This window comes from Micromonospora sp. NPDC023966, assembly GCF_040639095.1.
In the GTDB taxonomy this organism is placed as follows: Bacteria; Actinomycetota; Actinomycetes; order Mycobacteriales; family Micromonosporaceae; genus Micromonospora.
The window spans coordinates 1-22,192 of sequence record NZ_JBEZZJ010000056.1 but is presented as its reverse complement, the minus strand read 5'-3'; the positions used below and the strand labels follow the sequence as shown (position 1 = coordinate 22,192).

Below are 22,192 nucleotides of genomic sequence, written 5' to 3'. Positions count from 1 at the left end.
TCGTCGCGGCGATGATCGCCTTGGCGTTGGCGGTCTGCTCGTCGTTCAGATCAATCTTCGACTGGGCGCCCTGCACACCATGCGGGATCAGCTTGTCACCCTGCACCGCCACCGCCGCCGGCTTGGTGCTGTGCACCGGCTCGGCGTGGGCGGCGATCGGACCAGCGAACACACCACCGGTGAAAGCAAGACCAGCAATACCCAGCACGCTCTTACGCAGCATCGTGTTCATGACAGGTAGCTCCATTCGGGGGTTGGCGCACACCCCGACCGCGGGAGGTCGGCAATCCGGTGTGCGCAAGCACCGTCAGGCGCTCAACAAAGTCTTTGAGGGGGTCGAGCAAAAGTCTTGGGGGATCATCCAGCGCGCGGGGCCTCTTCGTCGCGCCGGGACCATGTACAACGACCGCCGGCCCACCATCATTCCGGGGCCGGGCACCCCGCCTTGGTGAGGCGTCTTCCTCGGTCGTTCACGGGGATACAACGACCCGCTGCCGCCCGCCATTCCACCGCCAGAGTGCCGCCGCTCACCGCATGAAACGGACAGCCCGCCCACGCTCAGTCGGTGGGTGGAACACCATGGGTGTATCCAGGCCCCGGAGACACACATGACGTTCCACCGAACGTCCGCCGCGAGGCAAAAACCGGACAATCTGCCCAGGCAACGCAGGGACGGCTGATACCCACCTCGGATCTTGGACAGTTTTCGTTCGTAGCTAACGACAACTGTCCAAGATTCACGGCGGGGAGACGGTAAGCCCCGTTGGCGGGGCAGTGGGGCTCGCTGCTCGGGGCCGGGGCGGTCGGCTGCCGCGGCCGGCGCGCGGAAGGGCCTGGGGCGGTCGAACCGGAAGTGATCGACTCCGGGTCGCCGAGCCAGCGGTGTCCGACACCGACTCCACGCCGGGCCGGAGTGGATCAAGTAGCCGCCGGGGTCAGGCGGCGGGCCAGTCCTGGGAGGCCAGACGTGGCGAGGCCGCCCCGGGTGGGGCGGCCTCGAGCCAGGAGAGGAAGCCGGTGACCGTGGACCGTGCCATGGCGATCTCGACCGGGGCGTGGTTGCTGGTGCAGCGCACGATCACCCAGTCGGCCGGCATGGAGAGCCGTTCCTGGCCCTCGGGCAGCCGGCGCCGCTCCACCGCGAGGGTCTTGCGGGACAGCACCCGCTTGGGACGCAGGGCGAAGCTGAACATGCGGTACCAGCGGAGTTCGTCGCCGACGAAGCGGCCGAAGCCGGGCGACCAGCCTCGGCCGTCGAGCATCGTGGACACCCGGACACTGAGCCGGATGATGCCTCCGCTACGGGTGAACAGGGCCCGCCGGATGAAGAGGATCAGTAGCGCCGCGAAGACGACCGCGATGCCGATTCCGATCCCTTCCACGATCTCCATCGGCGGGTCGGCTCAGCGTGCCGGGGTGGCGGGGGTGGCACTCTCGGCGAGGACGGTAACGCCCTCACCGGTCACCGAAAGGAATCCGCCCGCCACGTCGTACGCGAGCTGCTCGCCGCCGGACTGCTTGATGCGTACCTGGCTGGGCTCCGCGAGCTGGCCGAGCAGGGGCGCGTGCCCCGGCAGCACACCCAGCTCACCCTCGGTCGTCCGAGCGACGACCATCTCGGCCTCGCCGGACCAGACCTTCTCCTCGACGGCTACGAGCTCGACGTGAAGCTGCTGTGCCACGCTGTCTCCTTGCTGGGCGGCGGATTGCCGAAAGTCTAGTCGCGCCTCCGAGGCCCACCCAACGCGGGTGGCGAGAGCTGCGCCACGGTCGCGCCAACCGGCCCCGGCGCCCGCCGAGGCCCGTTGGCGCTCACGCTACTTGCTCTTCTGCTTGAAGTCGGGGTGCTCGAGCAGGAACGCGTCGACCTGCTCGTTGCGCAGCGCGGCGAAGAAGTCCTCGGCGGGCGGCAGCAGTTGTTCCCCCTGGTAGCCCCGGCTGGACTCCACCGGGCCACCGGGCAGCTTGATCGTCTCGATCGAGTCGGCCCGGATGCCCTTCAGGGCGAGGGCGAAGTCGACCACGCTGTTGCCCCGGCCGTTGAAGACCAGCGACTGGCCGGCCGCGCGGAGCACCTTGTCCAGCTTCACCGGGTTGGCCACCACGTCGGCGCTGAACGCCTGGCTCACCATCGCCTTGACGAACTGCTGCTGGTGCCGCTGCCGGCCGTAGTCGGCGTCCGGCACACCGTTCTTCGGGTAGCGCTGCCGCACGTAGTCCAGGGCCTGCCAGCCCTCGAGGTGGGCGTTGCCCTTCTTGTAGACGGCCTGCGGGCCGAGGTAGCCCCCGCCGCCCGGCTTGAGCTGCCGCGGCGTGCCGTCCGGTTGCAGGTGCTCGGACTTGACGTCCCGCTCGATGTACATGTCGACGCCACCCATGGCGTCGACGATCTTCTTGAAGCCGGTGAAGTTGATGATCGCCCCGGCGTCGAAGCGCTCGATCCCGGTGACCTGCTGCACGGTCTTGGCGAGCAGCTCGAAGCCCTGTGCCGCGCTCGGGTTCTGCCCGGCCACCGCGCTGCCGTGCGACATGGCGGCGTTGAGCCGGTCGGTGCGGCCCGTGTAGTTGGCCTTCGGGAAGTCGGGGATGTCCACCCGCAGGTCGCGGGGCAGCGAAAAGAGGTAGCCCCGGTCCATGCCGACCGGCACGTGCAGGATCATGATCGAGTCGGCGAGCGGGCGGGCCGTCGGGTTGCGGGGGTCGATGCCCACCAGCAGGATGTTCAGCGGGCCCTTGATGTCGCTCTTCTTCTCCTTGGCCCCGGCCGCCTGGTCACCGAAGAGGTCCCCCTTGCCGACCGCGCCCTCGTAGCGGGCGACCAGCGCGTGGTAGCCGACGAGCACGGAGCCGCTGAGCACCATCATGACGACGCCGAGGATGGTGCAGACCCGGGCCCACCGCGGCACGCCGCGCCACAGGGACCGCTTGCCGCGGTCCGTGCCGGCCTCATCCACGAGCATCTCCAATCGTCACGCCCACGACTGGTAGACGGGCGCGCGGATCCGTTTCGTTGCACGAGATCAACGCTCATGACGTGAACGTTGTGTCACGAACGGTACCGCGCGGTCCGGCGAATCGCTTGCCTGAGAACCGGGCATCTGGTAACGAGGGGCCCTGAACAGGCAGAGGCCGCCCCAACGTTCGTCGGGGCGGCCTCAGTGGAGTGTGAGCGGGCTCTCAGCCCTCCATCAGCTCCTTGGCCTTCTTCTCGAGGTCCTCAAGACCGCCGCACATGAAGAACGCCTGCTCAGGGAAGTGGTCGTACTCGCCCTCGCTGATCTTCTTGAACGCCTCGATGGTCTCCTTGATCGGGACCGTCGAGCCCGGCACGCCGGTGAACTGCTCGGCGGCGTAGGTGTTCTGCGACAGGAAGCGCTCGATCCGGCGGGCCCGGCCCACCGTGACCTTGTCCTCCTCGGAGAGCTCCTCGATGCCGAGGATGGCGATGATGTCCTGCAGGTCCTTGTAGCGCTGCAGGATTCGCTTCACCTCGGTGGCGACCTGGAAGTGCTCCTGGCCGACGAACTCCGGGGCGAGGATCCGGGACGAGGACGCCAGCGGGTCCACGGCCGGGTAGATGCCCTTGTCGGAGATCGACCGCTCCAGGTTGGTGGTCGCGTCCAGGTGGGCGAACGTGGTGGCCGGCGCCGGGTCGGTGTAGTCGTCGGCGGGCACGTAGATCGCCTGCATCGAGGTGATGGCCTGGCCCCGGACGGAGGTAATCCGCTCCTGGAGCTCGCCCATCTCGTCGGCCAGGGTCGGCTGGTAACCCACGGCGCTCGGCATGCGGCCGAGCAGCGTGGAAACCTCGGAACCGGCCTGGGTGAAGCGGAAGATGTTGTCGATGAAGAGCAGCACCTCCTGCTTCTTCACGTCGCGGAAGTACTCCGCCATGGTCAGCGCGGAGAGGGCGACGCGCAGCCGGGTGCCCGGCGGCTCGTCCATCTGGCCGTAGACCAGCGCGGTCTTGTCGATGACGCCGGACTCGGTCATCTCGGCGATGAGGTCGTTGCCCTCACGGGTGCGCTCACCCACGCCGGCGAAGACCGAGGTACCACCGAAGTTCCGGGCCACTCGGGTGATCATCTCCTGGATGAGCACCGTCTTGCCCACGCCCGCGCCGCCGAACAGGCCGATCTTGCCGCCCTTGACGTACGGGGCGAGCAGGTCGATGACCTTGATGCCGGTCTCCAGCATCTCGGTCTTCGGCTCCAGGTCCGCGAAGGCCGGGGCCTTGCGGTGGATACCCCAGTGGTCGTCCGGGGTGAGCGTCTCACCCTCGGTGAGGTTGAGGACCTCGCCGATGGCGTTGAACACGTGGCCCTTGACCGCGTCGCCCACCGGAACCTTGATCCCCGAGCCGGTGTCGCGCACCGCGGAGCCACGGACCAGGCCGTCGGTCGGCTGCATCGAGATGGCGCGGACCATGTTGTCACCCAGGTGCTGGGCGACCTCCAGGGTCAGCGTCTTCTCGCCGCCGGAGAGCGTCACGTCCACGTGCAGGGCGTTGAACAGGGCCGGCATGGCGTCGCGCGGGAACTCGGCGTCGACGACCGGGCCGATGACCCGGACCACGCGACCCGTGGCCGTCTTGGTCTCTACTGGGGCAGTCATCACACTTCACTTCCCGACGCGGCGAGCGCGTTCGCGCCGCCGACGATCTCGCTGATCTCCTGGGTGATCCCGGCCTGGCGGGCCGTGTTCATCTCACGCGTGTACTTCTCGATCATGTCTTCGGCGTTGTCGGTGGCGCTCTTCATGGCCCGCCGCCGGGCCGCCGACTCGCTGGCCGCCGACTCGATCAACGCCGCGTAGATCCGCGTGTTGATGTACTTCGGCAGCAGCGCGTCGAGCAGCGCCTCCGCCTCCGGCTCGAACTCGTACGCCGGCAGCAGGCCCTCGGACCGCGGCCGGTCCTCGACCTGCATCGGGCCGATGATCTTCGCGACCGGCGTCTGCGTCATCAGGGAGTGGAACTCGGTGTAGACGATGTGCAACTCGTCGATCCCGAGCACCCCGTCCGCCCCGGCGCTGCCGTCCGCGTCGTCCGCGCCGGCCGAGAACGCCTTGATCAGCGTCTCGCCCACCTCGCGGGCGTCGGAGAAGGCCGGCTGCTCGGAGAAGCCCGTCCAGCTCGCCGCGATCTCCCGGTTGCGGAACCGGTAGAACGTCACGCCCTTGCGGCCGACGACGTAGAGCACCGGCTCCTTGCCGTCGGACCGGAGCCGGGCGATCAGCGACTCCGCGGTCTTGATCGCGTTGGAGCTGTAGCCGCCGGCCAGGCCCCGGTCGCTGGTGACCAACAGGACCCCCGCCCGCCGCACCCGCTCACGCGGGGTGAGCAGCGGGTGGTCGATCCGCGCGTTCGAGGCCAGCGCCGTGAGCACACCGGTGATGGCCTTGGCGTACGGCAGCGAAGCCTCCACCCGGGCCTGGGCCTTGGCGATCCGGCTCGTCGCCACGAGCTCCATCGCCTTGGTGATCTTCTTCATCGACTTCGCCGAGCGGATCCGTTGACGAAGAACGCGTACCTGGGCGGCCATGGCTCAGCTCTCTGCCGGGCGGTCGGTCGTGCCGTCGCGGAAGCGGGTCACCGACTCGCGGTTCTCCTCGCCCTCCATCGGCTTCGCCGCCGGCTCGTTGAGCCGGACCTCGTCCTCCTTGCCCAGGAAGACCTGCTTGAACTCGGTGATGGCCGACTCGAGCGAGCCGATGATGTCGTCGTCCCACTTGTTGTCGGCGATCGCCGCCAGGACGCCCTCGTGCTTGTGGCGGAGGTACTGGAGGAACTCCGACTCGAAGCGGCGGACCTCGCCGACCGGGATGTCGTCCAGCTTGCCCTCGGTGCCGGCCCAGACCGAGACGACCTGCTCCTGCACCGGGTACGGCGAGTAGTTCGGCTGCTTGAGCAGCTCGACCAGGCGGGAACCGCGCTCGAGCTGGGCGCGGGAGGCCTTGTCCAGGTCGGAGGCGAAGGCGGCGAACGCCTCGAGCTCGCGGTACTGGGCCAGGTTGAGCCGGAGCGAACCGGCGACCTTCTTCATCGGCTTCACCTGCGCGGCGCCACCGACCCGGGAGACCGAGGTGCCGACGTTGATGGCCGGCCGGACGCCCTGGTTGAACAGGTCCGTCTCCAGGAAGATCTGGCCGTCGGTGATGGAGATGACGTTGGTCGGGATGAACGCCGAGATGTCGTTCGCCTTGGTCTCGATGATCGGCAGACCGGTCATCGAGCCGCCGCCCAGCTCGTCGGAGAGCTTGGCGCAGCGCTCCAGCAGCCGGGAGTGCAGGTAGAAGACGTCACCCGGGTAGGCCTCGCGGCCCGGCGGGCGGCGCAGCAGCAGCGACACGGCGCGGTACGCCTCGGCCTGCTTGCTCAGGTCGTCGAAGACGATCAGGACGTGCTTGCCGCCGTACATCCAGTGCTGTCCGATGGACGAGCCGGTGTAGGGGGCGATGTACTTGAAGCCGGCCGGGTCCGACGCCGGGGAGGCCACGATGGTGGTGTACTCCATCGCGCCCGCCTCTTCCAGCTGGCCCTTGATCGAGGCGATCGTGGAGGCCTTCTGGCCGATGGCGACGTAGATGCAGCGGACCTGCTTCGTCGGGTCGCCGGAGCGCCAGTTGTCCCGCTGGTTGAGGATGGCGTCCAGGGCGACCGTGGTCTTGCCGGTCTTCCGGTCACCGATGATCAGCTGCCGCTGGCCCCGGCCGACCGGGGTCATCGCGTCGATCGCCTTGATACCGGTCTGCAGCGGCTCGAACACCGACTGCCGGGCCATCACGTTCGGAGCCTGCAGCTCCAGCTCGCGGTAGCCCTCGTCGGCGATGTCGCCGAGGCCGTCGATCGGCTGGCCGAGCGCGTTCACCACGCGGCCGAGGAAGGCGTCGCCGACCGGCACGGAGAGCACCCGGTCGGTGCGCTTGACCCGCTGCCCCTCCTCCAGCTTGGCGGAGTCACCGAGAACGACGACACCGATCTCCCGGACGTCGAGGTTCAGCGCCACGCCGAGCGTGCCGTCCTCGAACTCCAGCAGCTCGTTGGTCTTGGTCGAGGGCAGCCCCTCGACGTGGGCGATGCCGTCGCCGGTGTCGGAGACGGTGCCGACCTCCTCGCGGGAGACGTCGGTCGAGTAGGACGAGACGTAGCGCTCCAGGGCGCCGCGGATCTCGTCCGTCGAGATGGTCAGCTCGGCCATCCTCTGCTTCCTTAAGTATCAGGGGCCCGGGATACCTAGTACCGACCGGTCCGAATGGCGTCTGTCATTCAGGGCGCTGCGCGGCGGAGCCGGTCAGCGCTTCGCGAGCGCGTTGCGGGTCTCGTTGAGGCGGCGCAGGACGGTGCCGTCGTACAGGTCGGAGCCGACCCGCACACTCACCCCACCGAGCACGTCCGGGTTCACCGTCTGCTTGACGGAGACCTCCCGACCGTACATCTCGGAGAGGCGGGCACCGAGGCGTCGCTCCTCCTCGTCACTCAGCGGGGCCGCCACGGTCACGTACGCGACCTGACGGTCCCGCCGGTCGGCGGCCAGCTCGACCAGCCGGGTGAGCGCCCCGGTGAAGGAGCGTCCCCCGAAGCCGGCGAGCGCGGCCCCGACGAGGTAGCCGGTGACCGGCCGGGCCTTGCCGGTGAGCAGCTGGTCGGCCAGGGTGGCCCGCTGCTCGGCCGGGGCCATCGAGTCGGAGAGCACGGTGGCCAGCTCCGGGGAACCGGAGACGACCTGCCCGAAGCGGAACAGCTCGTCCTCGACCTCGCCCAGCTCGCCGGCCTTGTCGGCGCTCGCCAGGAGCGCCTCGATGCCCAGCCGCTCGGCGCCGTCGAGCAGTTGCGACGGAGCCGACCAGCGGCCGGAGACCAGCGAGGCGAGCAGGTCGAGCGCGTCGGCGCCGATCTTGCCGCGCAGCATCTCGCCGAGCAGGCCGGCCCGATCCGACCCGGACCGGGCCGGGTCGGAGAGCGCCCGGCGCAGCCGCGGCTCGCGCCGCAGCAGGGCGGCGACGGAGAGGATGTCGTCGGCGGTGGAGGCCACCGCCGACGGCTCCGCGCCGCGGGCGTACTCGTCGAGGCGGTCCGCCGCGACCTTGTACGACTCCCGGCTGGCGGCCTGCATCAGCGGGCCCCCGTGCTCTCGAGACCGCTCAGGAACCGGTCAACGGTGCCCTTGCGACGCGCCTCGTCGGCGAGCGACTCACCGACGATCTTGCTGGCCAGGTCCACCGCGATGGTGCCGACCTCGGTGCGCAGCTCGCGCACGATGGTGGCCCGCTCCGCGGCGAGCTGCTCCTTGCCGGCGGCGATGATCCGGTCGGACTCCTCGCGCGCCTTGGCGAGGATGTCCTGACGGATGCCCTCGGCGTCGGCCCGGGCGTCGTCGCGGATCCGGGCGGCGTCGGTACGCGCCTCCGCGAGCTGGGCCCGGTACTGCTCGAGCAGCTGGCCCGCCTCGGCCTGGGCGGCCTCGGCGCGCTTGATGCCGCCCTCGATCGCGTCGACCCGGGCCTGGAACGTCTGCTCCATGCGGGGGAAGACGAACTTCATCAGCACGAAGCAGAGCACGATGAAGGCGATGCCCCCGACCACGATCTCCTCCCACGCGGGAATGATCGGGTTGTGAGCCGCTTCACCACCCTCAGCGGCGAGGAAGTACATGGGAAACCTCCCGGTCAGAGGGGGTGGATCAGGCGGCGGTGCCGGCCCAGATGAAGCCGAAGGCGATGCCCAGCAGCGCGAGCGCCTCGATGACGGCGAAGCCGATCCAGACGTACGGGAGGGTCATCCGGGACGACTCCGGCTGGCGGGCCGTCGACTGGATGTAGGCCGAGAAGACCAGGCCCACGCCGATGCCCGGGCCGATGGCGGCCAGGCCGTAACCGATGGCAGCGGTGCTGCCCGTTACCTCGGCAAGGATGCTCATTGCGGTTCCTCCTGGTTATCACGCGTGACGGTCACGCGGGACGACAACGGTTGGTGCGAAAGAGTGGATCAGTGCTCTTCGGCGAGCGCGCCCTGCACGTAGCTGGCGGTCAGCACCGTGAAGACGTACGCCTGCAGACAGATCACCAGGAACTCGAGGAAGGTCAGCGCGATCGTCATCGCCCAGGACAGCACCGAGACCGGCGCCAGCCAGGTGTTGGCGCTGATCATGGCGAAGCCGCCCAGCGTGAAGACCAGCAGGAGCATGTGGCCCGCGAACATGTTCGCGAAGAGACGGACGGCCAGCGAGAACGGCCGGACGAGGAAGGTCGAGAAGAACTCGATCGGGATCAGCAGCGGCAGGATGTACCACGGCGCCGGTGGGACCAGAGAGTTCTTGAAGTACTTGACGAAGCCGTGGTGCCGGATGCCGATCCAGTTGAACAGCACGTAGCTGATCACGGCGAGGAACGCCGGGAAGGCGATGTGCGAGTTCGGCGAGATCTGGAAGAACGGAATGATCGCGAACGCGTTCGTCAGCAGGACGAAGCAGAAGAGCGTGGTGAAGTACGGCGCGAACCGCACCCCCTGGTGCCCGATCATGTCGACCGCGATGTTGTTCCGCACGAAGCCGTAGATCGACTCGGCGAACCACTGCTTCTTCGTCGGCACCAGCTTCGGGTTCCGGTAGCTGGCCAGGAAGAAGATGATCAGAACGCCGACGGCGAGCCAGACCATTGCAGTGATCTTGGTGAACCAGAAGGAGTCGTGCGCACCCCAGGGCAGGATGCTGGGCAGGTAGAAGTCCTCCACGCTGGGTGGGAATTCCGCCTGGCCCTGAGCCAGGACGTTCGCCTGTCCGAACACCGCGTCCCTTCCTATTGAGGCGTGCCGAGCTTGCGCACGACCAGGATGATTCCCCCGGCCATGCCGAGCACGATCCCGATCCCGGTGGCGATGCCGCCGGTGTCGAGCCAACGGTCGACCAGCCAGCCGATGAAGCCCCAGACGAGCATGCCCCCGATGAGGTACGAGAGCGCGGTCCAACCCTGGCCGGCACCGGACGGAACGTCGCCCGGGCCGCCAGTGCTGGGGGGTTTCTGGTCACCGGCCATGACGGGGCGAACGATATCAGTCGAGCCGAAGAGGCTGTGCCTCACCCCCCGCACAACGTTGTTGTGTGGGACACGGGCGGGCGAAGTCGTCTGGAGGCACGCTACTCCCCTCCCGCCACTGAGAGAATGACCGATCGTGGACAGCGGCGTGCCGTCCGCAGGTTGGGACGGCTCAGGTGTGGACGCGGCGGGCGTGCACCGTGGCCAGCCACCAGATGTGCACCCCGGTCCAGACCACCACGCCCGTGGCGATGCCCAACGCGAACGGGACGAGCCCCGGCCAGCCGGTCGACGCGACCAGCACCATCACCCCGCCGAGCAGCGTCATCTTGGCGATGTAGACACCCAGCCCGAACGGGAGCACGAGCTGCGGGTCCCGGGCGTCGGCCCAGGCCAGCACCACCGTGGTGAGCGTGTAGCTGACCGCGGTGACGGCCACCCCGGCCGCCGCGCCGAGCGCGCCGTCCGCGCCGCGGGCCAGCCCGCCGGCCACCGCGGCCGCCGCGGCCAGCAGCACCGAGGCGATGAGCAGCACGGGCAGGTGGCGCAGCCGCCAGCCCCGGTCCGCGGCCGCCTCCGCCGCGTGCGTCCCCGGCTCAGCCACGGGGGTACGCCGGGAAGGCGCCGACCAGCTCGGTCACGTCGCCGGCGATCCGGCCCAGCTCGTCCGCGCCCCCGGGCGACTCCGGGTCGGTGCGCACGGCCCGGGCGATCAGCGCGGCGATCCGGCGCATCTCCCCCTCCCGCATGCCCTGGGTGGTGACGCTCGGCGTGCCGACCCGGATGCCCGAGGCGACCATCGGCTTCTGCGGGTCGTACGGGATCGCGTTCTTGTTCAGCGTGATGCCGGCGGCGTCGCAGCGCGCCTCGGCCGCGGCGCCGGTCACCCCGGTCTCCCGCAGGTCGATCAGGGCCAGGTGGGTGTCCGTGCCGCCGGAGACCGGCCGCATGCCCTCGGCGGCCAGCCCTCCGGCGAGCGCCTGGGCGTTGCTGACCACCTGGGAGGCGTACGCCCGGAACTCGGGCTGGGCGGCCTCGCGCAGGGCGACCGCCTTGGCGGCGACCGCGTGCATGAGCGGGCCGCCCTGGGTGAACGGGAAGACCGCCTTGTCGATCCGGGCCGCCAGCGACTCCCGGCAGAGGATCATGCCACCGCGCGGGCCGCGCAACACCTTGTGCGTGGTGCAGGTGACCACGTCGGCGTGGGGCACCGGGGACGGGATGGCCCGGCCGGCGACCAGCCCGATGAAGTGCGCCGCGTCCACCATGAGGTAGGCGTCGACCTCGTCGGCGATCTCCCGGAACCGGGCGAAGTCGATCAGCCGCGGGTACGCCGTCGCGCCGCAGATGATGAGCTTCGGCCGGTGCGCGAGGGCCAGGTCGCGGACCTCGTCGTAGTCGATCAGCTCGGTGTCCGGCCGGACGGTGTAGCCGACCGGGTGGAACCACTTGCCGGAGAAGTTCACCCGGCTGCCGTGGGTCAGGTGCCCGCCGTGCGGCAGGTCCATGGCCAGCACGGTGTCGCCCGGCTGCACCAGGGCGGCGTACGCGGCCAGGTTGGCGCTCGCGCCGGAGTGCGGCTGGAGGTTGGCGTGCTCGGCCCCGAACAGCTCCCTGGCCCGGGCGATGCCGAGCTCCTCGGCCCGGTCCACCTCGGCGCAGCCGCCGTAGTAGCGGCGGCCCGGGTAGCCCTCGGCGTACTTGTTGGTGAGCGTGGAGCCGAGGGCGGCCAGCACCGCCGGCGAGGTGAGGTTCTCGCTGGCGATCAGTTGCAGGCCGCCGCGCAGCCGCGCCAGCTCCCCCAGCACCACCTCAGCGATCTCCGGGTCGACGGTGCTGAGCTGCTGGAAGTCCGGCCCCCAGAAGGTGTCCCTCGCGTTCTCCACAGCGAAGGAGTCTACGGAGCCGCAGACTGGAAGCCGTGAGATGCCTCGTCACCGGCGCCACGGGTTACATCGGTGGACGCCTCGCGCCCCGGCTGCTGGCCGACGGGCACACCGTCCGCTGCCTCGCCCGCAAGGCGGGGCGGCTGCGCGACGTGCCCTGGGCGTCCCGGGCCGAGATCGCCGAGGGCGACCTGCGGAAACCGGAGACCCTGCCGGCCGCGTTCGAGGGCGTGGACGTGGCGTACTACCTGGTCCACTCGCTCGGCCAGCGCGGCTTCGAGGCGGCCGACCGGGAGGCCGCGACCAACTTCGCCACCGCGGCCCGCGCCGCCGGCGTACGCCGGATCGTCTACCTGGGTGGGCCGGAGCCGGCGGCGGACGGGGCGCTGCCGTCGCCGCACCTGCGGTCCCGCGCGGAGGTCGGCCGGATCCTGCTGGCCAGCGGCGTGCCGACGGCGGTGCTGCGGGCCGCGGTGATCATCGGGTCCGGCTCGGCCTCGTTCGAGATGCTGCGCCACCTGACCGAGCGGCTGCCGGGGATGGTCACCCCGCGCTGGGTGCGCAACCGGATCCAGCCGATCGCCGTCCGCGACGTGCTGCACTTCCTGGTCGGCTGCGCGGACCTGCCGCCCGAGGTCAACCGGGCCTTCGACATCGGCGGCCCCGACGTGCTCACCTTCGAACAGATGATGCAGCGGTACGCGCGGGTGGCCGGGCTGCGCCGGCGGATGATCCTGCGGGTGCGGCCGCTGACCCCGGCGCTCTCCTCGTACTGGGTCGGCTGGGTGACGCCGGTGCCGAACGCGATCGCCCGGCCGCTGGTGGAGAGCCTGATCCACGAGGCGGTCGTCCGCGACCACGACCTCGCCCGATACGTGCCCGACCCGCCCGGCGGGCTGACCGGCTTCGACCAGGCGGTCGCCCTGGCGCTGGTGAAGGTGCGTGACGCCCAGGTGGAGACCCGCTGGTCGAACGCGAGCGGGCCGGACGCCCCGGCCGAGCCGCTGCCCAGCGACCCGGAGTGGTCGGGCGGGACGGCGTACACCGACGTGCGGGAACGGGCCGTGGGCGCCCCCACGGCGGCGCTCTGGCGGGTCGTCGAGGGCGTCGGCGGCGAGCACGGCTGGTACTCGTTCCCGCTGGCCTGGTCGGTGCGGGGCTGGCTGGACCAGCTGGTCGGCGGGGTCGGGCTGCGCCGGGGCCGGCGCGACCCGCACCGCCTCCAGGTCGGCGAGGCGCTGGACTTCTGGCGTGTCGAGGAGATCGTGCCCGGCGAGCTGCTGCGGCTGCGCGCCGAGATGCGGCTGCCCGGCCGGGCCTGGCTGGAGATGCGCGTCGAGCCGGCCGGCGAGGGCCTCAGCCGCTACGTCCAGCGCGCCGTCTTCCTCCCGCACGGCCTCCCCGGCCACCTCTACTGGGCCTCGGCCGCCCCGTTCCACGCCGTCATCTTCGGCGGCATGGCCCGCAACATCGCCCGCGGCGCCGAACGGGCCGGCCCCCGCTGACCCCCGCCGGGGTCAGTTGCCGGTGCGCGGGCTCGTCTGCTCGAAGGCGACGGTCTCGCTCGGCGGGACGAAGTCCAGGGCGGGCTGGTCGCGCAGCGCGTACGCGAGGAGATTGCCCACCGCCTCGATCTGGCGGACCTGGACCCCGCCGCCGACGGCGTCCCGGGGGTTGTCCGGGTTCGCGGCGATGGTCGCGACGGAGAGCTGCGGGGTGAAGGCGACCACGGTCTCCGTCGCGTTCCGCTCGGAGCTGCCGGTCTTGCCGGCCAGCGGCCGGCGCAGGCCGCGGGCCAACTCCTCGGCGGTGCCGCCGTCGCAGCGGCGGTACATCGACTGGTCACCGACCGGGCAGCGGGCCGCGTCCGCCGCCGCCCGGGCCACCTCGGTGTCGAGCACCTGGCGGCAGTCCGGGTTGCCGGCGGCCACCTTCCGCCCGGTGGGGTCGGTGATCGAGGTGATCGGGGTGGGCCGGCACCAGGTCCCCTCGGCGGCCACCGTGGCGTACGCGTTGGCCAGGTCGAGCGGGGTGGTCGCGGAGACCCCGAGGGTGAACGGCCCCCAGCTCTTCGCGCCCTCGCGGGCCAGCTTGGCGTCGTCGGGCGAGCGGAACACGATGCCCAGCCGCTGGGCCATCTCCACCACCCGGTCCGCGCCGACCCGCTCGGTCAGCCAGGCGAAGTAGGTGTTCACCGACCGGCCGAAGGCGCTCCACATGGTCCGGCGCCCGTTCATCCACGACGGGTTGGCGTTCTCCGGGCACCAGTAACCGCCGCAGCTCGCCGGCCCGCCGTCGATCGGGTAGTCGGTGACGAAGACGCTCTGGGCATCGAAGTCGGTGTTCAGCGGCAGCCCGGACTCCAGCGCGGCCAGCAGAGCGAAGAGCTTGAAGGTGGAGCCGGCCTGGTAGCCCTCGATGCCCGCGCCGCCGGCGACCAGCTGGTTGACCGTGTTCGGGTAGTTCTGCCCGGCGTCCGGGTTCGGCGCCACACTGTAGTGGCGGTTGACCGCCATGGCCAGCACCCGGCCGGTGCGGGGCTGGACCACCGCGGTCGGTGCCGCCCGCTGGTTGGTGTTCGCATAGATCCGCAGCACCTGCTCGGTGGTCTTGGCCTGCACGTCCGCGTCGAGCGAGGAGACGATCGACCAGCCGCCCCGGCGCAGCGTGCGCTGCCGCTCGTCCGCCGTCTTGCCGAAGGCGGGCTGGGCGTTCCACCACTGGGTGAACCAGTCGCAGAAGAAGCCCCAGTCGTTGTGCCCGGCGGGCACCGCCGTGCAGTCGTTCGGGGTGGTGCTGGGCTTGAGGTTGAGCCGCTCGGCCCTGGCCCGGTTCGCGTCGGCCGCGGTCACCTGGCCGGTCTCCACCATCCGGTCCAGCACGTACGCCCGGCGGCCGAGCGCCGCGTCGGCGTCGCCGTTGATCGGGTCGTCGGTGTCCGGTGCGCGGACCAGCCCGGCGAGCAGCGCCGACTGGGCCAGGGTGAGCTTGGCCGGGGTGGTGGAGAAGTAGCGCTTGCTGGCCGCCGCGATGCCGTACGCGCCGGCGCCGAAGTAGGCGATGTTCAGGTAGCGCCCGAGGATCTCGTCCTTGCTGAGCCGGCGTTCCAGGGCCAGCGCGTAGCGCATCTCGCGGACCTTCCGGCCCACGGTGATCTCGGTGGCCTTGGCCCGCTGCTCCTCGGTGAGCCGGGGGTCGCCGGCCAGGGCGTTGCGCACGTACTGCATGGTCAGCGTGGAGGCGCCCTGCCGGGTGCCGTCCCGCCGGTTGGCCGTGAAGGCCCGCGCCACGCCGCGCACGTCGACGCCGTGGTGCTGGTAGAACCGGACGTCCTCGGCGGCCACGATGGCCTGCCGCATCACCGGCGCCACCTCGCCGACCGGCACGTCCACCCGGTCCTCCACGTAGAACGAGGTGATCAGGGTGCGGCCGTCGCTGGCGTAGAGGTTGGAGCGCTGGGCCGGCTGTGGCGTCTTCAGCGACTCCGGCAGCGCGGCGTAGGGCATCGCGTTCTTGAAGCCGAGCCCGAAGACCAGCGCGGCCGGCAGCGCGGCGGCGGCCAGGGCCAGTCCGGCGAGCACGCCGGCGAGCAGAACGGTGAACAGCTTGTCGAGATGGGCCCGGTTCATCAGCTCTCCCCGCAGGAGCCGGCCGTACGGACCCGTTCAGAATGACCGGAATCGCCGGTTTTGCCGCCATCTTCGATGAAACGCGCAGGAAGTTCGCGAGAAAGGATGAACCTCAGGGCAGCAGCGCGGCGGCCAACGGCTGGACGGTCTCCTCGATCTCGTCGGCCACCCGGCTGAAGCACTGGTCACCGCGACCCCACGGATCGTCCAGGTCGTCGGTGGGCAGCGCGGTGCTGCCCTGCCGGGCCGCATCCGCCGACGCCACGAGCGCCACGCCCCGGGCGTACACCGCGTCCGGGGTGGCCTCCACCGGGGGGAGCCCGGCCCGGTCGAGCCCGCCGAGCAGCCGGCCGAACTCACCCAGCACGAAGGTGCGCGCGGCGGCGTCCGGCCGCAGCGCCACCACGTACTCGTGCTGGTCGACGGTGGCGGTGAGGACCAGGTCGGCGGCGTCGATGAGGTCGGACCGGAGCCGGCGGGCGGCGAACCCGTCCACCGCGCCGCCACGCGAGGTCACCTGCCGGGCGGCCGGCGGGTTCATCTCCTCACCGGCGTGCCAGCCGCCGGTGCCCGCGCTGTGGCTGTGCACCAGCTCGTCCGAGCGGTCCGGGTCGACGCCGAGCCGGCCCAGCCGCTCCCGGACGGCGAGCACCAGCAGCCGCTCGGCCATCGGGGACCGGCAGATGTTGCCCATGCAGACGTGCAGGACGGTGAACGGGGGCACTCAGACCCCCCGCTCGTCGAGGATGTCCGGCACCACGTCGCGCAGCTTCTCCAGGGTCACCGCGCCCTGGCGCAGCACCCGGGGCACGTCGCCGGTCAGGTCGACGATGGTGCTCGGCACCGGGTCCAGCGCCGGGCCGGCCTCCAGGTAGGCCCGGACGCCGTAGCCGAGCTGGTCGCGGGCCTCCTCGGCGGTGAGCGCGGCGGGCTGGCCGACCTTGTTGGCCGAGGCCACCGCCATCGGGCCGGTCTCCCGCAGCACTTCCAGCGCCACCGGGTGCAGCGGCATCCGCACCGCCACCGTGCCGCTGGAGTCGCCCAGGTCCCAGGCCAGGCTGGGCGAGTGCTCCACCACGATGGTCAGCGCCCCCGGCCAGAACGCCTCGACCAGCTCGCGAGCGGAGCGGGGCAGCGAGAAGACCAGGCCGTCGAGGGTGTGCCGGGAACCGATCAGCACCGGGGGCGCCTGCCGGGCGCCACCCTTGGCGTCGGCGAGCGCCTTCACCGCGTACGGGGTGAAGGCGTCGGCGCCGATGCCGTAGACCGTGTCGGTCGGCAGGACGACGAGTTCCCCGTTCTTGACCGCCTCGATGGCAGCGGCGATGCCGCGGTCCCGGTCGGCGGGCGACCGACAGTCGTAGAGCATCACGAGGAGCCAGTCTGCCACGCCGGGGCGGGGTCGGCGTGCTGGCCGTCCGCCCGGCGGGACGCGGTCGCGTACCGGGGCCGCCCGACCAGGTCACGGTGCTCCTCGACCCGCTCGTAGCGGCCGTCGGCGGCAAGCAGCGCGGGCACCGCCGTGGCGTGGGTGTCGTCGTGCTCGACGCCGAGCGCGCCGCCGGGGCGGAGCAGCGCCGCCGCCCGGCCCACCACGGGGCGGATCACGTCCAGCCCGTCCGCACCGCCGAACACCGCCTCGTCGGGGTCGTGTCCGGCCACCTCGGGCGACACCACCACCGACCGGGGCACGTACGGCGGGTTGCAGAGCAGCACGTCGACCCGGCCCACCAGGTCGGCGAGGAGCCCCGGATCGGTGACGTCGGCGGCCACCACCTCGATCGGCCGGTCCCCGGCGGCGGCCCGCTCGGCGGCGTTGCGGCGCAGCCAGTCCAGCGCTGCCGGCGACCGCTCCACCGCCACCACCCGGGCCGACGGCAGCTCCTGGGCGACCGCCAGGGCGATCGCGCCGGACCCGCTGCACAGGTCGACGACGAGCGGCGCAGGTTGCCGGCGCGCCTGCTCGATCCCCCAGCCGGCGAGCAGTTCGGTCTCCGGCCGGGGCACGAAGACGCCGGGGCCGACCGCGAGCTCCAGGTGCCGGAAGCCGGCGGTGCCGGTGAGGTGCTGGAGGGGTTCCCGGGCCGCCCGCCGGTCGACCAGCGCGTCGAGACGGTCGCGCTGCGCCCGGGTGAAGCCGTCGGCCAGCGCCAGCCGGCTGCGCGGCACGTCCAGCACGTAGGCGGCCAGCTGCTCGGCCTCCGCGCGGGGCGCCTCGACGCCGGCCGCCGCGAGGGCCCGGGCCGCCCGGGCGACCACCAGTGAGGGGCGCTCGCGTTCTAACCCTTTGGACGGGTGTTGCGGGAGGGAGGTCACGACATAATCATGAAGCGTCGCGGGTCACCTCACGAGCGGGTGCGTCCGGACGCACACCGACAGGGAGGTCGCGAGTGGGCTGGCTCGACCGGGTCGAGGACCAGGTTGACGCCCTCCGGCGCGCGAGGGCGTTGCAGGAGGTCAGCCGCTCGGCGGAGGCGTGCGCGCTGCTGGACCGGGTGATCCGCACCACCGACGACCCGTGCACCCGGGCGGACGCGCTGGTGCAGCGCCTCTCCGCGCTGATCAATCTCGGTCGGACGGCCGAGTTCACCCGGGCCATCGAGGAGGCCTCCGCCGCCGTCCGGGACCTGGCCGAGCCGTACCTGCACGGGCACCTCAACGCCCTCGCCGCGCTCGCCGCGCACCACCAGGGCGCGCTGGACCGCTGCGTCACCCACCTGGTCCGGTCGGCGCGAGCGCTGAGCGCCGACGACGACCCCGACCGGGACACCGCGTGGGGCTGGCACGACCTGGCGATGGCCTACTCCTACCTGAGCTTCCACGGCCACGCGCTCGGCGCGATCGAGCGCGCCCGCCAGGTGGGGCTGACCGCGGGCATCCCGGAGGAGACCTTCGCCGCGCCCGGCATCCGGCTGCGCAACGCGGTGGCGCTGGACCACAACGGCGACAGCGACGGCTGCCTGCGGGTGCTCCGCGACGTGGCCGGCGACCTGGCCGGCTTCCTGCGCCGCGGGCAGGCCGGCAGCCTGCGGCCGAGCAGCCTGGCCGCCTACGGCTACGCCGCGGCCCGGCGGGCGGCGCTCGGCGACCGGGTGGACTCCGGTGGAGACGCCGACCCGGCCCGGCTGATCGGCCACGGCGGCGACAGCGCCCGCGCCCGCGATCTGCGGCAACTCGGCCAGGTCTGCCTGGCCGTCGCCGAGGGCCGCCCGATCGAGGCGGTCACCCGGCTGGACACCATCCGGGTCTCCGACGAGACGCTCGGCGCCGCCGAGGCGCCCCGGCTGCGCAGCGTCGCGCTGGCCCGGGCCGGTGACCACGCCGCGGCGCACCGGGCCGACCGGCACGCGTTCCGGCTGGCCGCGCAGCGCAGCGACCGGCTGCGGGACGTCTACATCGACGGCATCGCCGCCCGGATCGACCACGAGGAGATGCGCCGCGAGGCCGCCCGCTACGAGGGCGAGGCGCTGACCGACCCGCTCACCGGGCTGCCCAACCGGCGCCGGCTGGAGCGCTACATCGCCGCGGTGGTGGCCCGGGGCGAGCGGGTGGTGATCGGCGTCTGCGACCTGGACGGGTTCAAGGCCGTGAACACCCGGCACGGGCACCACTCCGGCGACCTGGTGCTGCAACGGATCGCCGGGGTGATCAACCGGGTGATGCGGCGGGGCGACTTCGTGGCCCGCTACGGCGGGGACGAGTTCGTCGTGGTGCTGCCGGAGACCGGCATGGCCGAGGCGGCCGAGGTGGCCCGGCGGATCCAGGCCGCCGTGCACACCGAGGACTGGGAGTCGCTGGTCCCCGGCACCCCGGTCGGGGTGAGCATCGGCTTCGCCGAGGTCGACGGGGGCCGCGGGGTGGGCGTCCGGGAGGCGCTGGGCGCCGCGTTCGAGCTGGCCGACCGGGAGATGCTGCGCGCCAAGGACCGCCTCCGCGCCTGCTGAGCGCGGGCGGCCCCGGCCGCGGTCAGCGTCGGGCCAGCTCCGTCTCGCCGGCCAGCCGGGCGGCGCGGTCGGCCTCGGCCAGGGCGTCGAGCACCCCGTCCAGCTCGCCGGCGAGCGCCAGGTCGAGGTTGTACGCGGTGTAGCCGATCCGGTGGTCGGTGATCCGGTTCTGCGGGAAGTTGTAGGTGCGGATCCGCTCCGACCGGTCCACGGTGCGCACCTGCGCCTTGCGGGCGTCCGAGGCGGCCGCGTCGGCCTGCTCCTGGGCGGCGGCGAGCAGCCGGGCCCGCAGGATCCGCATGGCCTGCTCGCGGTTCTGCAGCTGCGACTTCTCGTTCTGGCAGGAGACCACGATGCCGGTGGGCACGTGGGTGATCCGGACCGCCGAGTCGGTGGTGTTGACCGACTGGCCGCCCGGCCCGGACGAGCGGAACACGTCGATCCGCAGCTCGTTCGGGTCGATGGTGACGTCCACGTCCTCGGCCTCGGGCAGCACCAGCACGCCGGCCGCGCTGGTGTGGATCCGACCCTGCGACTCGGTCACCGGGACGCGCTGCACCCGGTGCACGCCGCCCTCCCACTTGAGCCGGGACCAGACCCCGTTGCCACCCTCCGGCACGCCCTTGGACTTGATCGCCAGGGAGACGTCCTTGACCCCGCCGAGGTCCGAGTCCTGCGCGTCGATCACCTCGGTGACCCAGCCGTGCCGCTCGGCGTAGCGGGTGTACATGCGCAGCAGGTCGCCGGCGAACAACGCCGACTCCTCACCGCCCTCGCCGGCCTTGATCTCGACGATGACGTCCTTGGCGTCGTGCGGGTCGCGCGGGATGAGCAGCTCGGCCAGCTTCTCCTCGAGCGGCGGCAGGGACGCCGCGATCTCCTCCGCCTCGGTGGCGAAGGCCGGATCCTCGGCGGCCAGCTCGCGGGCGGCGGCCAGGTCGGCCCGGGCCTGCTCCAGCTCGCCGGCGGCCTTGTGCAGCGGGACCAGCTCCGCGTAACGCCGGCCGACCCGGCGGGCGGCGCCCTGGTCGGCGTGGATGGCGGGGTCGGCGAGCCGCTGCTCCAGCTCGGCGTACTCGTCGAGGAGGGCGGCCAGGCGCTCACTGCTCATGCTGCGGATGCTCCTTCGACGACCGGGCGGGGACGGGCAGAAACGGGTGCAAACGGACGAACGCCCGTGCCCGGCACGGAGCCGGACACGGGCGTCGTCGACGGAGCTACTTGGCCTTCTTGGCCTGAACCTTGGCGTACTTCTGCTGGAACTTCGCGACCCGACCGGCGGTGTCCAGGACGCGCTGCTTGCCCGTGTAGAACGGGTGGCAGGCGCTGCAGGTCTCGACGCTGATCGAACCGCCCTTGGCGGTGCTGCGGGTCGTGAAGGTGTTGCCGCAGGAGCAGCGGACCTCGGTGGTCGCGTACTCCGGGTGGATGTTGGGCTTCATGTCGCCTCGGTCCTTTCGTCGGTGGTCGCCGGGTCGCCGTCGTGGTCCCCGTCGTCACGACGGGCTCGGGCGTGAACCGGAACCGGTGGCCGATTGACCAGTGTGCCATGGGCTTCCGCCGACCCGTCGAGCGGGCCGCACACCAGGTCCGGCAGGCGTAACGCTCACCTCCCGGTACGCATTCCCGCGCGTCTCGCGGGCATTCGGGGAGGCGGCAGAGGGATGAACGGGAGGTACGGGATGTTCCGCCTGATCGCCACCCGCGGGCTGCCGGCCTCCGGCAAGAGCACCTTCGCCCGCCGGCTCCAGCCCGGCGTGGTCCGGGTCAACCGGGACGACCTGCGCCGGATGATGCACGGCGAGCGGCTCTTCACCCAGTGGGCCGAGGGGCAGGTCAGCCGGGTGCAGCGGGCCCAGGTGGAGGCGCTGCTGGCGGCCCGGGTGAGCGTCTGCGTGGACGACACCAACCTGCGCTCCCGCACCCTGCGGGACTGGGCCGAAATGGCCGCCCGGTACGGCGCGGCGTTCGAGGTGCACGACTTCACCGACGTCCCGCTGGAGGAGTGCCTGCGCCGGGACGCCGCGCGCCCCGAGGTCGACCGGGTCGGTGAGGCGGCGATCCGCCGGCTGCACGAGCGCTACCTGGCGAACCGCCCGTTACCGCTGCCGGTGCCGACCGCCCGGACCGGGGGCCCGGCGCTGGTGGAGCGGGAGGCCACCGAGCGCCCGGACATCGTGCTGGTCGACATCGACGGCACGGTGGCGCTGAACGTGTCGCGCAGCCCCTACGACATGACCCGGGTCGGCGAGGACGCGCCGAACGAGGCGGTGATCGCGGCGGTGCGGGCCATGCACGCGGCCGGGCACGGGGTGGTCTTCTGCTCCGGCCGGGACGCCACCGCCCGGCCCGACACCGAGGCCTGGCTGGCCCGGCACGTCAAGGTCCCCTACCTGGCCCTGCACCTGCGGGCGGTCGGCGACCACCGCAAGGACGCGGTGGTCAAGCGGGAGATCTACGAGCGGGAGATCCGGGACACCTACCGGGTGGTCGGCGTCTTCGACGACCGGCAACAGGTGGTCCGGATGTGGCGGTCGCTGGGCCTGACCGTCTTCCAGGTCGCCGAGGGCGACTTCTGAAAGCGCGTCCGCCGGCGGGCTCCTCCCCCAGCCACACGACCGCAACTTCTTCCGTCGCCCGTCGTTTACGGCGCAGATCGTGCGGGCAGGCAGCGCTTGCCACAGCTTGCAGTTACTTGAGG

General features: G+C 71.8%; 22 protein-coding genes and 1 pseudogene. 3 read left to right on the top strand and 20 right to left on the bottom strand.

The annotated features are described in order from the left end of the window. The 14 genes and pseudogenes from AB0F68_RS34025 to glyA form a co-directional block, all read right to left on the bottom strand. Positions 1-232: pseudogene (locus AB0F68_RS34025) on the bottom strand (hypothetical protein); the annotation flags it as partial. A 703-nt stretch (positions 233-935) separates the two neighbouring features. Then, positions 936-1,391, bottom strand: coding sequence for a DUF2550 domain-containing protein (locus AB0F68_RS34020; protein WP_357345794.1), 456 nt, complete (start codon positions 1,389-1,391; stop codon positions 936-938). A 12-nt stretch (positions 1,392-1,403) separates the two neighbouring features. Next, the gene (locus AB0F68_RS34015; protein ID WP_357345792.1) at positions 1,404-1,682 is read right to left on the bottom strand and encodes a F0F1 ATP synthase subunit epsilon; all 279 of its coding nucleotides are present in this window, start codon (positions 1,680-1,682) and stop codon (positions 1,404-1,406) included. A 135-nt stretch (positions 1,683-1,817) separates the two neighbouring features. After that, positions 1,818-2,960, bottom strand: a complete 1,143-nt coding sequence (locus AB0F68_RS34010; protein WP_357345790.1) for an LCP family protein — start codon at positions 2,958-2,960, stop codon at positions 1,818-1,820. Positions 2,961-3,177: 217 nt separating this feature from the next. Next, positions 3,178-4,614: a F0F1 ATP synthase subunit beta gene (atpD, locus tag AB0F68_RS34005; protein WP_357345788.1), complete on the bottom strand. Its 1,437-nt coding sequence runs from the start codon at positions 4,612-4,614 to the stop codon at positions 3,178-3,180. After that, on the bottom strand, positions 4,614-5,543 hold the full coding sequence (locus AB0F68_RS34000; RefSeq protein WP_357345786.1) for a F0F1 ATP synthase subunit gamma: 930 nt from the start codon (positions 5,541-5,543) through the stop codon (positions 4,614-4,616). The genes atpD and AB0F68_RS34000 overlap by 1 nt, the downstream gene beginning before the upstream one ends. 3 nt (positions 5,544-5,546) lie before the next feature. Then, positions 5,547-7,199, bottom strand: a complete 1,653-nt coding sequence (atpA, locus tag AB0F68_RS33995; protein WP_357345784.1) for a F0F1 ATP synthase subunit alpha — start codon at positions 7,197-7,199, stop codon at positions 5,547-5,549. Positions 7,200-7,292: 93 nt separating this feature from the next. After that, positions 7,293-8,114, bottom strand: a complete 822-nt coding sequence (locus AB0F68_RS33990; protein ID WP_357345782.1) for a F0F1 ATP synthase subunit delta — start codon at positions 8,112-8,114, stop codon at positions 7,293-7,295. Further along, positions 8,114-8,653 carry a F0F1 ATP synthase subunit B gene (locus AB0F68_RS33985; RefSeq protein WP_357345780.1) on the bottom strand — a complete coding sequence of 180 codons (540 nt, stop codon included), beginning with the start codon at positions 8,651-8,653 and terminating at the stop codon, positions 8,114-8,116. The genes AB0F68_RS33990 and AB0F68_RS33985 overlap by 1 nt, the downstream gene beginning before the upstream one ends. Positions 8,654-8,681: 28 nt before the next feature. After that, on the bottom strand, positions 8,682-8,918 hold the full coding sequence (locus AB0F68_RS33980; RefSeq protein WP_151461930.1) for a F0F1 ATP synthase subunit C: 237 nt from the start codon (positions 8,916-8,918) through the stop codon (positions 8,682-8,684). A 68-nt stretch (positions 8,919-8,986) separates the two neighbouring features. Next, positions 8,987-9,784, bottom strand: coding sequence for a F0F1 ATP synthase subunit A (gene atpB / locus AB0F68_RS33975; protein WP_357345778.1), 798 nt, complete (start codon positions 9,782-9,784; stop codon positions 8,987-8,989). A gap of 11 nt (positions 9,785-9,795) precedes the next feature. Beyond that, positions 9,796-10,032, bottom strand: coding sequence for an AtpZ/AtpI family protein (locus AB0F68_RS33970; protein ID WP_357345776.1), 237 nt, complete (start codon positions 10,030-10,032; stop codon positions 9,796-9,798). Positions 10,033-10,204: 172 nt separating this feature from the next. After that, complete coding sequence (locus tag AB0F68_RS33965) at positions 10,205-10,636, bottom strand: hypothetical protein (protein WP_357345774.1); 432 nt, start codon at positions 10,634-10,636, stop codon at positions 10,205-10,207. Then, positions 10,629-11,918, bottom strand: coding sequence for a serine hydroxymethyltransferase (glyA, locus tag AB0F68_RS33960; RefSeq protein ID WP_357345772.1), 1,290 nt, complete (start codon positions 11,916-11,918; stop codon positions 10,629-10,631). The genes AB0F68_RS33965 and glyA overlap by 8 nt, the downstream gene beginning before the upstream one ends. Before the next feature lie 35 nt (positions 11,919-11,953). Between glyA and AB0F68_RS33955 the strand changes: the two genes are divergently transcribed. Next, a complete protein-coding gene (locus AB0F68_RS33955) occupies positions 11,954-13,423 on the top strand; it encodes an SDR family oxidoreductase (RefSeq protein ID WP_357345770.1) in 1,470 nt (489 codons plus the stop codon). A gap of 12 nt (positions 13,424-13,435) precedes the next feature. On the opposite strand, the gene AB0F68_RS33950 is transcribed toward AB0F68_RS33955, so the two are convergent. The 4 genes from AB0F68_RS33950 to prmC form a co-directional block, all read right to left on the bottom strand. Continuing rightward, entirely contained in the window at positions 13,436-15,547 is a 2,112-nt protein-coding gene (locus AB0F68_RS33950) for a transglycosylase domain-containing protein (protein WP_357345768.1), read from the bottom strand. Between the two features lie 112 nt (positions 15,548-15,659). Continuing rightward, positions 15,660-16,271 (bottom strand): phosphotyrosine protein phosphatase, encoded by a 612-nt coding sequence (locus tag AB0F68_RS33945; RefSeq protein ID WP_357345766.1) that lies wholly within the window; start codon positions 16,269-16,271, stop codon positions 15,660-15,662. Next, a complete protein-coding gene (locus AB0F68_RS33940) occupies positions 16,272-16,916 on the bottom strand; it encodes an L-threonylcarbamoyladenylate synthase (RefSeq protein ID WP_357345796.1) in 645 nt (214 codons plus the stop codon). Continuing rightward, positions 16,916-17,863, bottom strand: coding sequence for a peptide chain release factor N(5)-glutamine methyltransferase (gene prmC, locus AB0F68_RS33935; RefSeq protein ID WP_357345764.1), 948 nt, complete (start codon positions 17,861-17,863; stop codon positions 16,916-16,918). Before prmC ends, AB0F68_RS33940 begins: the two co-directional genes overlap by 1 nt. 74 nt (positions 17,864-17,937) lie before the next feature. Between prmC and AB0F68_RS33930 the strand changes: the two genes are divergently transcribed. Further along, a complete protein-coding gene (locus AB0F68_RS33930) occupies positions 17,938-19,491 on the top strand; it encodes a GGDEF domain-containing protein (protein WP_357345762.1) in 1,554 nt (517 codons plus the stop codon). A 22-nt stretch (positions 19,492-19,513) separates the two neighbouring features. Here the strand turns inward: AB0F68_RS33930 and prfA are convergent, their stop codons facing one another. Both prfA and rpmE read right to left on the bottom strand, forming a co-directional pair. After that, positions 19,514-20,602 carry a peptide chain release factor 1 gene (prfA, locus tag AB0F68_RS33925; protein WP_357345760.1) on the bottom strand — a complete coding sequence of 363 codons (1,089 nt, stop codon included), beginning with the start codon at positions 20,600-20,602 and terminating at the stop codon, positions 19,514-19,516. Between the two features lie 106 nt (positions 20,603-20,708). Continuing rightward, a complete protein-coding gene (gene rpmE / locus AB0F68_RS33920) occupies positions 20,709-20,933 on the bottom strand; it encodes a 50S ribosomal protein L31 (RefSeq protein WP_357274785.1) in 225 nt (74 codons plus the stop codon). A gap of 240 nt (positions 20,934-21,173) precedes the next feature. Here rpmE and AB0F68_RS33915 point away from each other — a divergent pair, with 240 nt between their 5' ends. Continuing rightward, positions 21,174-22,070, top strand: coding sequence for an AAA family ATPase (locus AB0F68_RS33915; protein WP_357345758.1), 897 nt, complete (start codon positions 21,174-21,176; stop codon positions 22,068-22,070). The last annotated feature ends 122 nt before the right edge of the window (positions 22,071-22,192 follow it).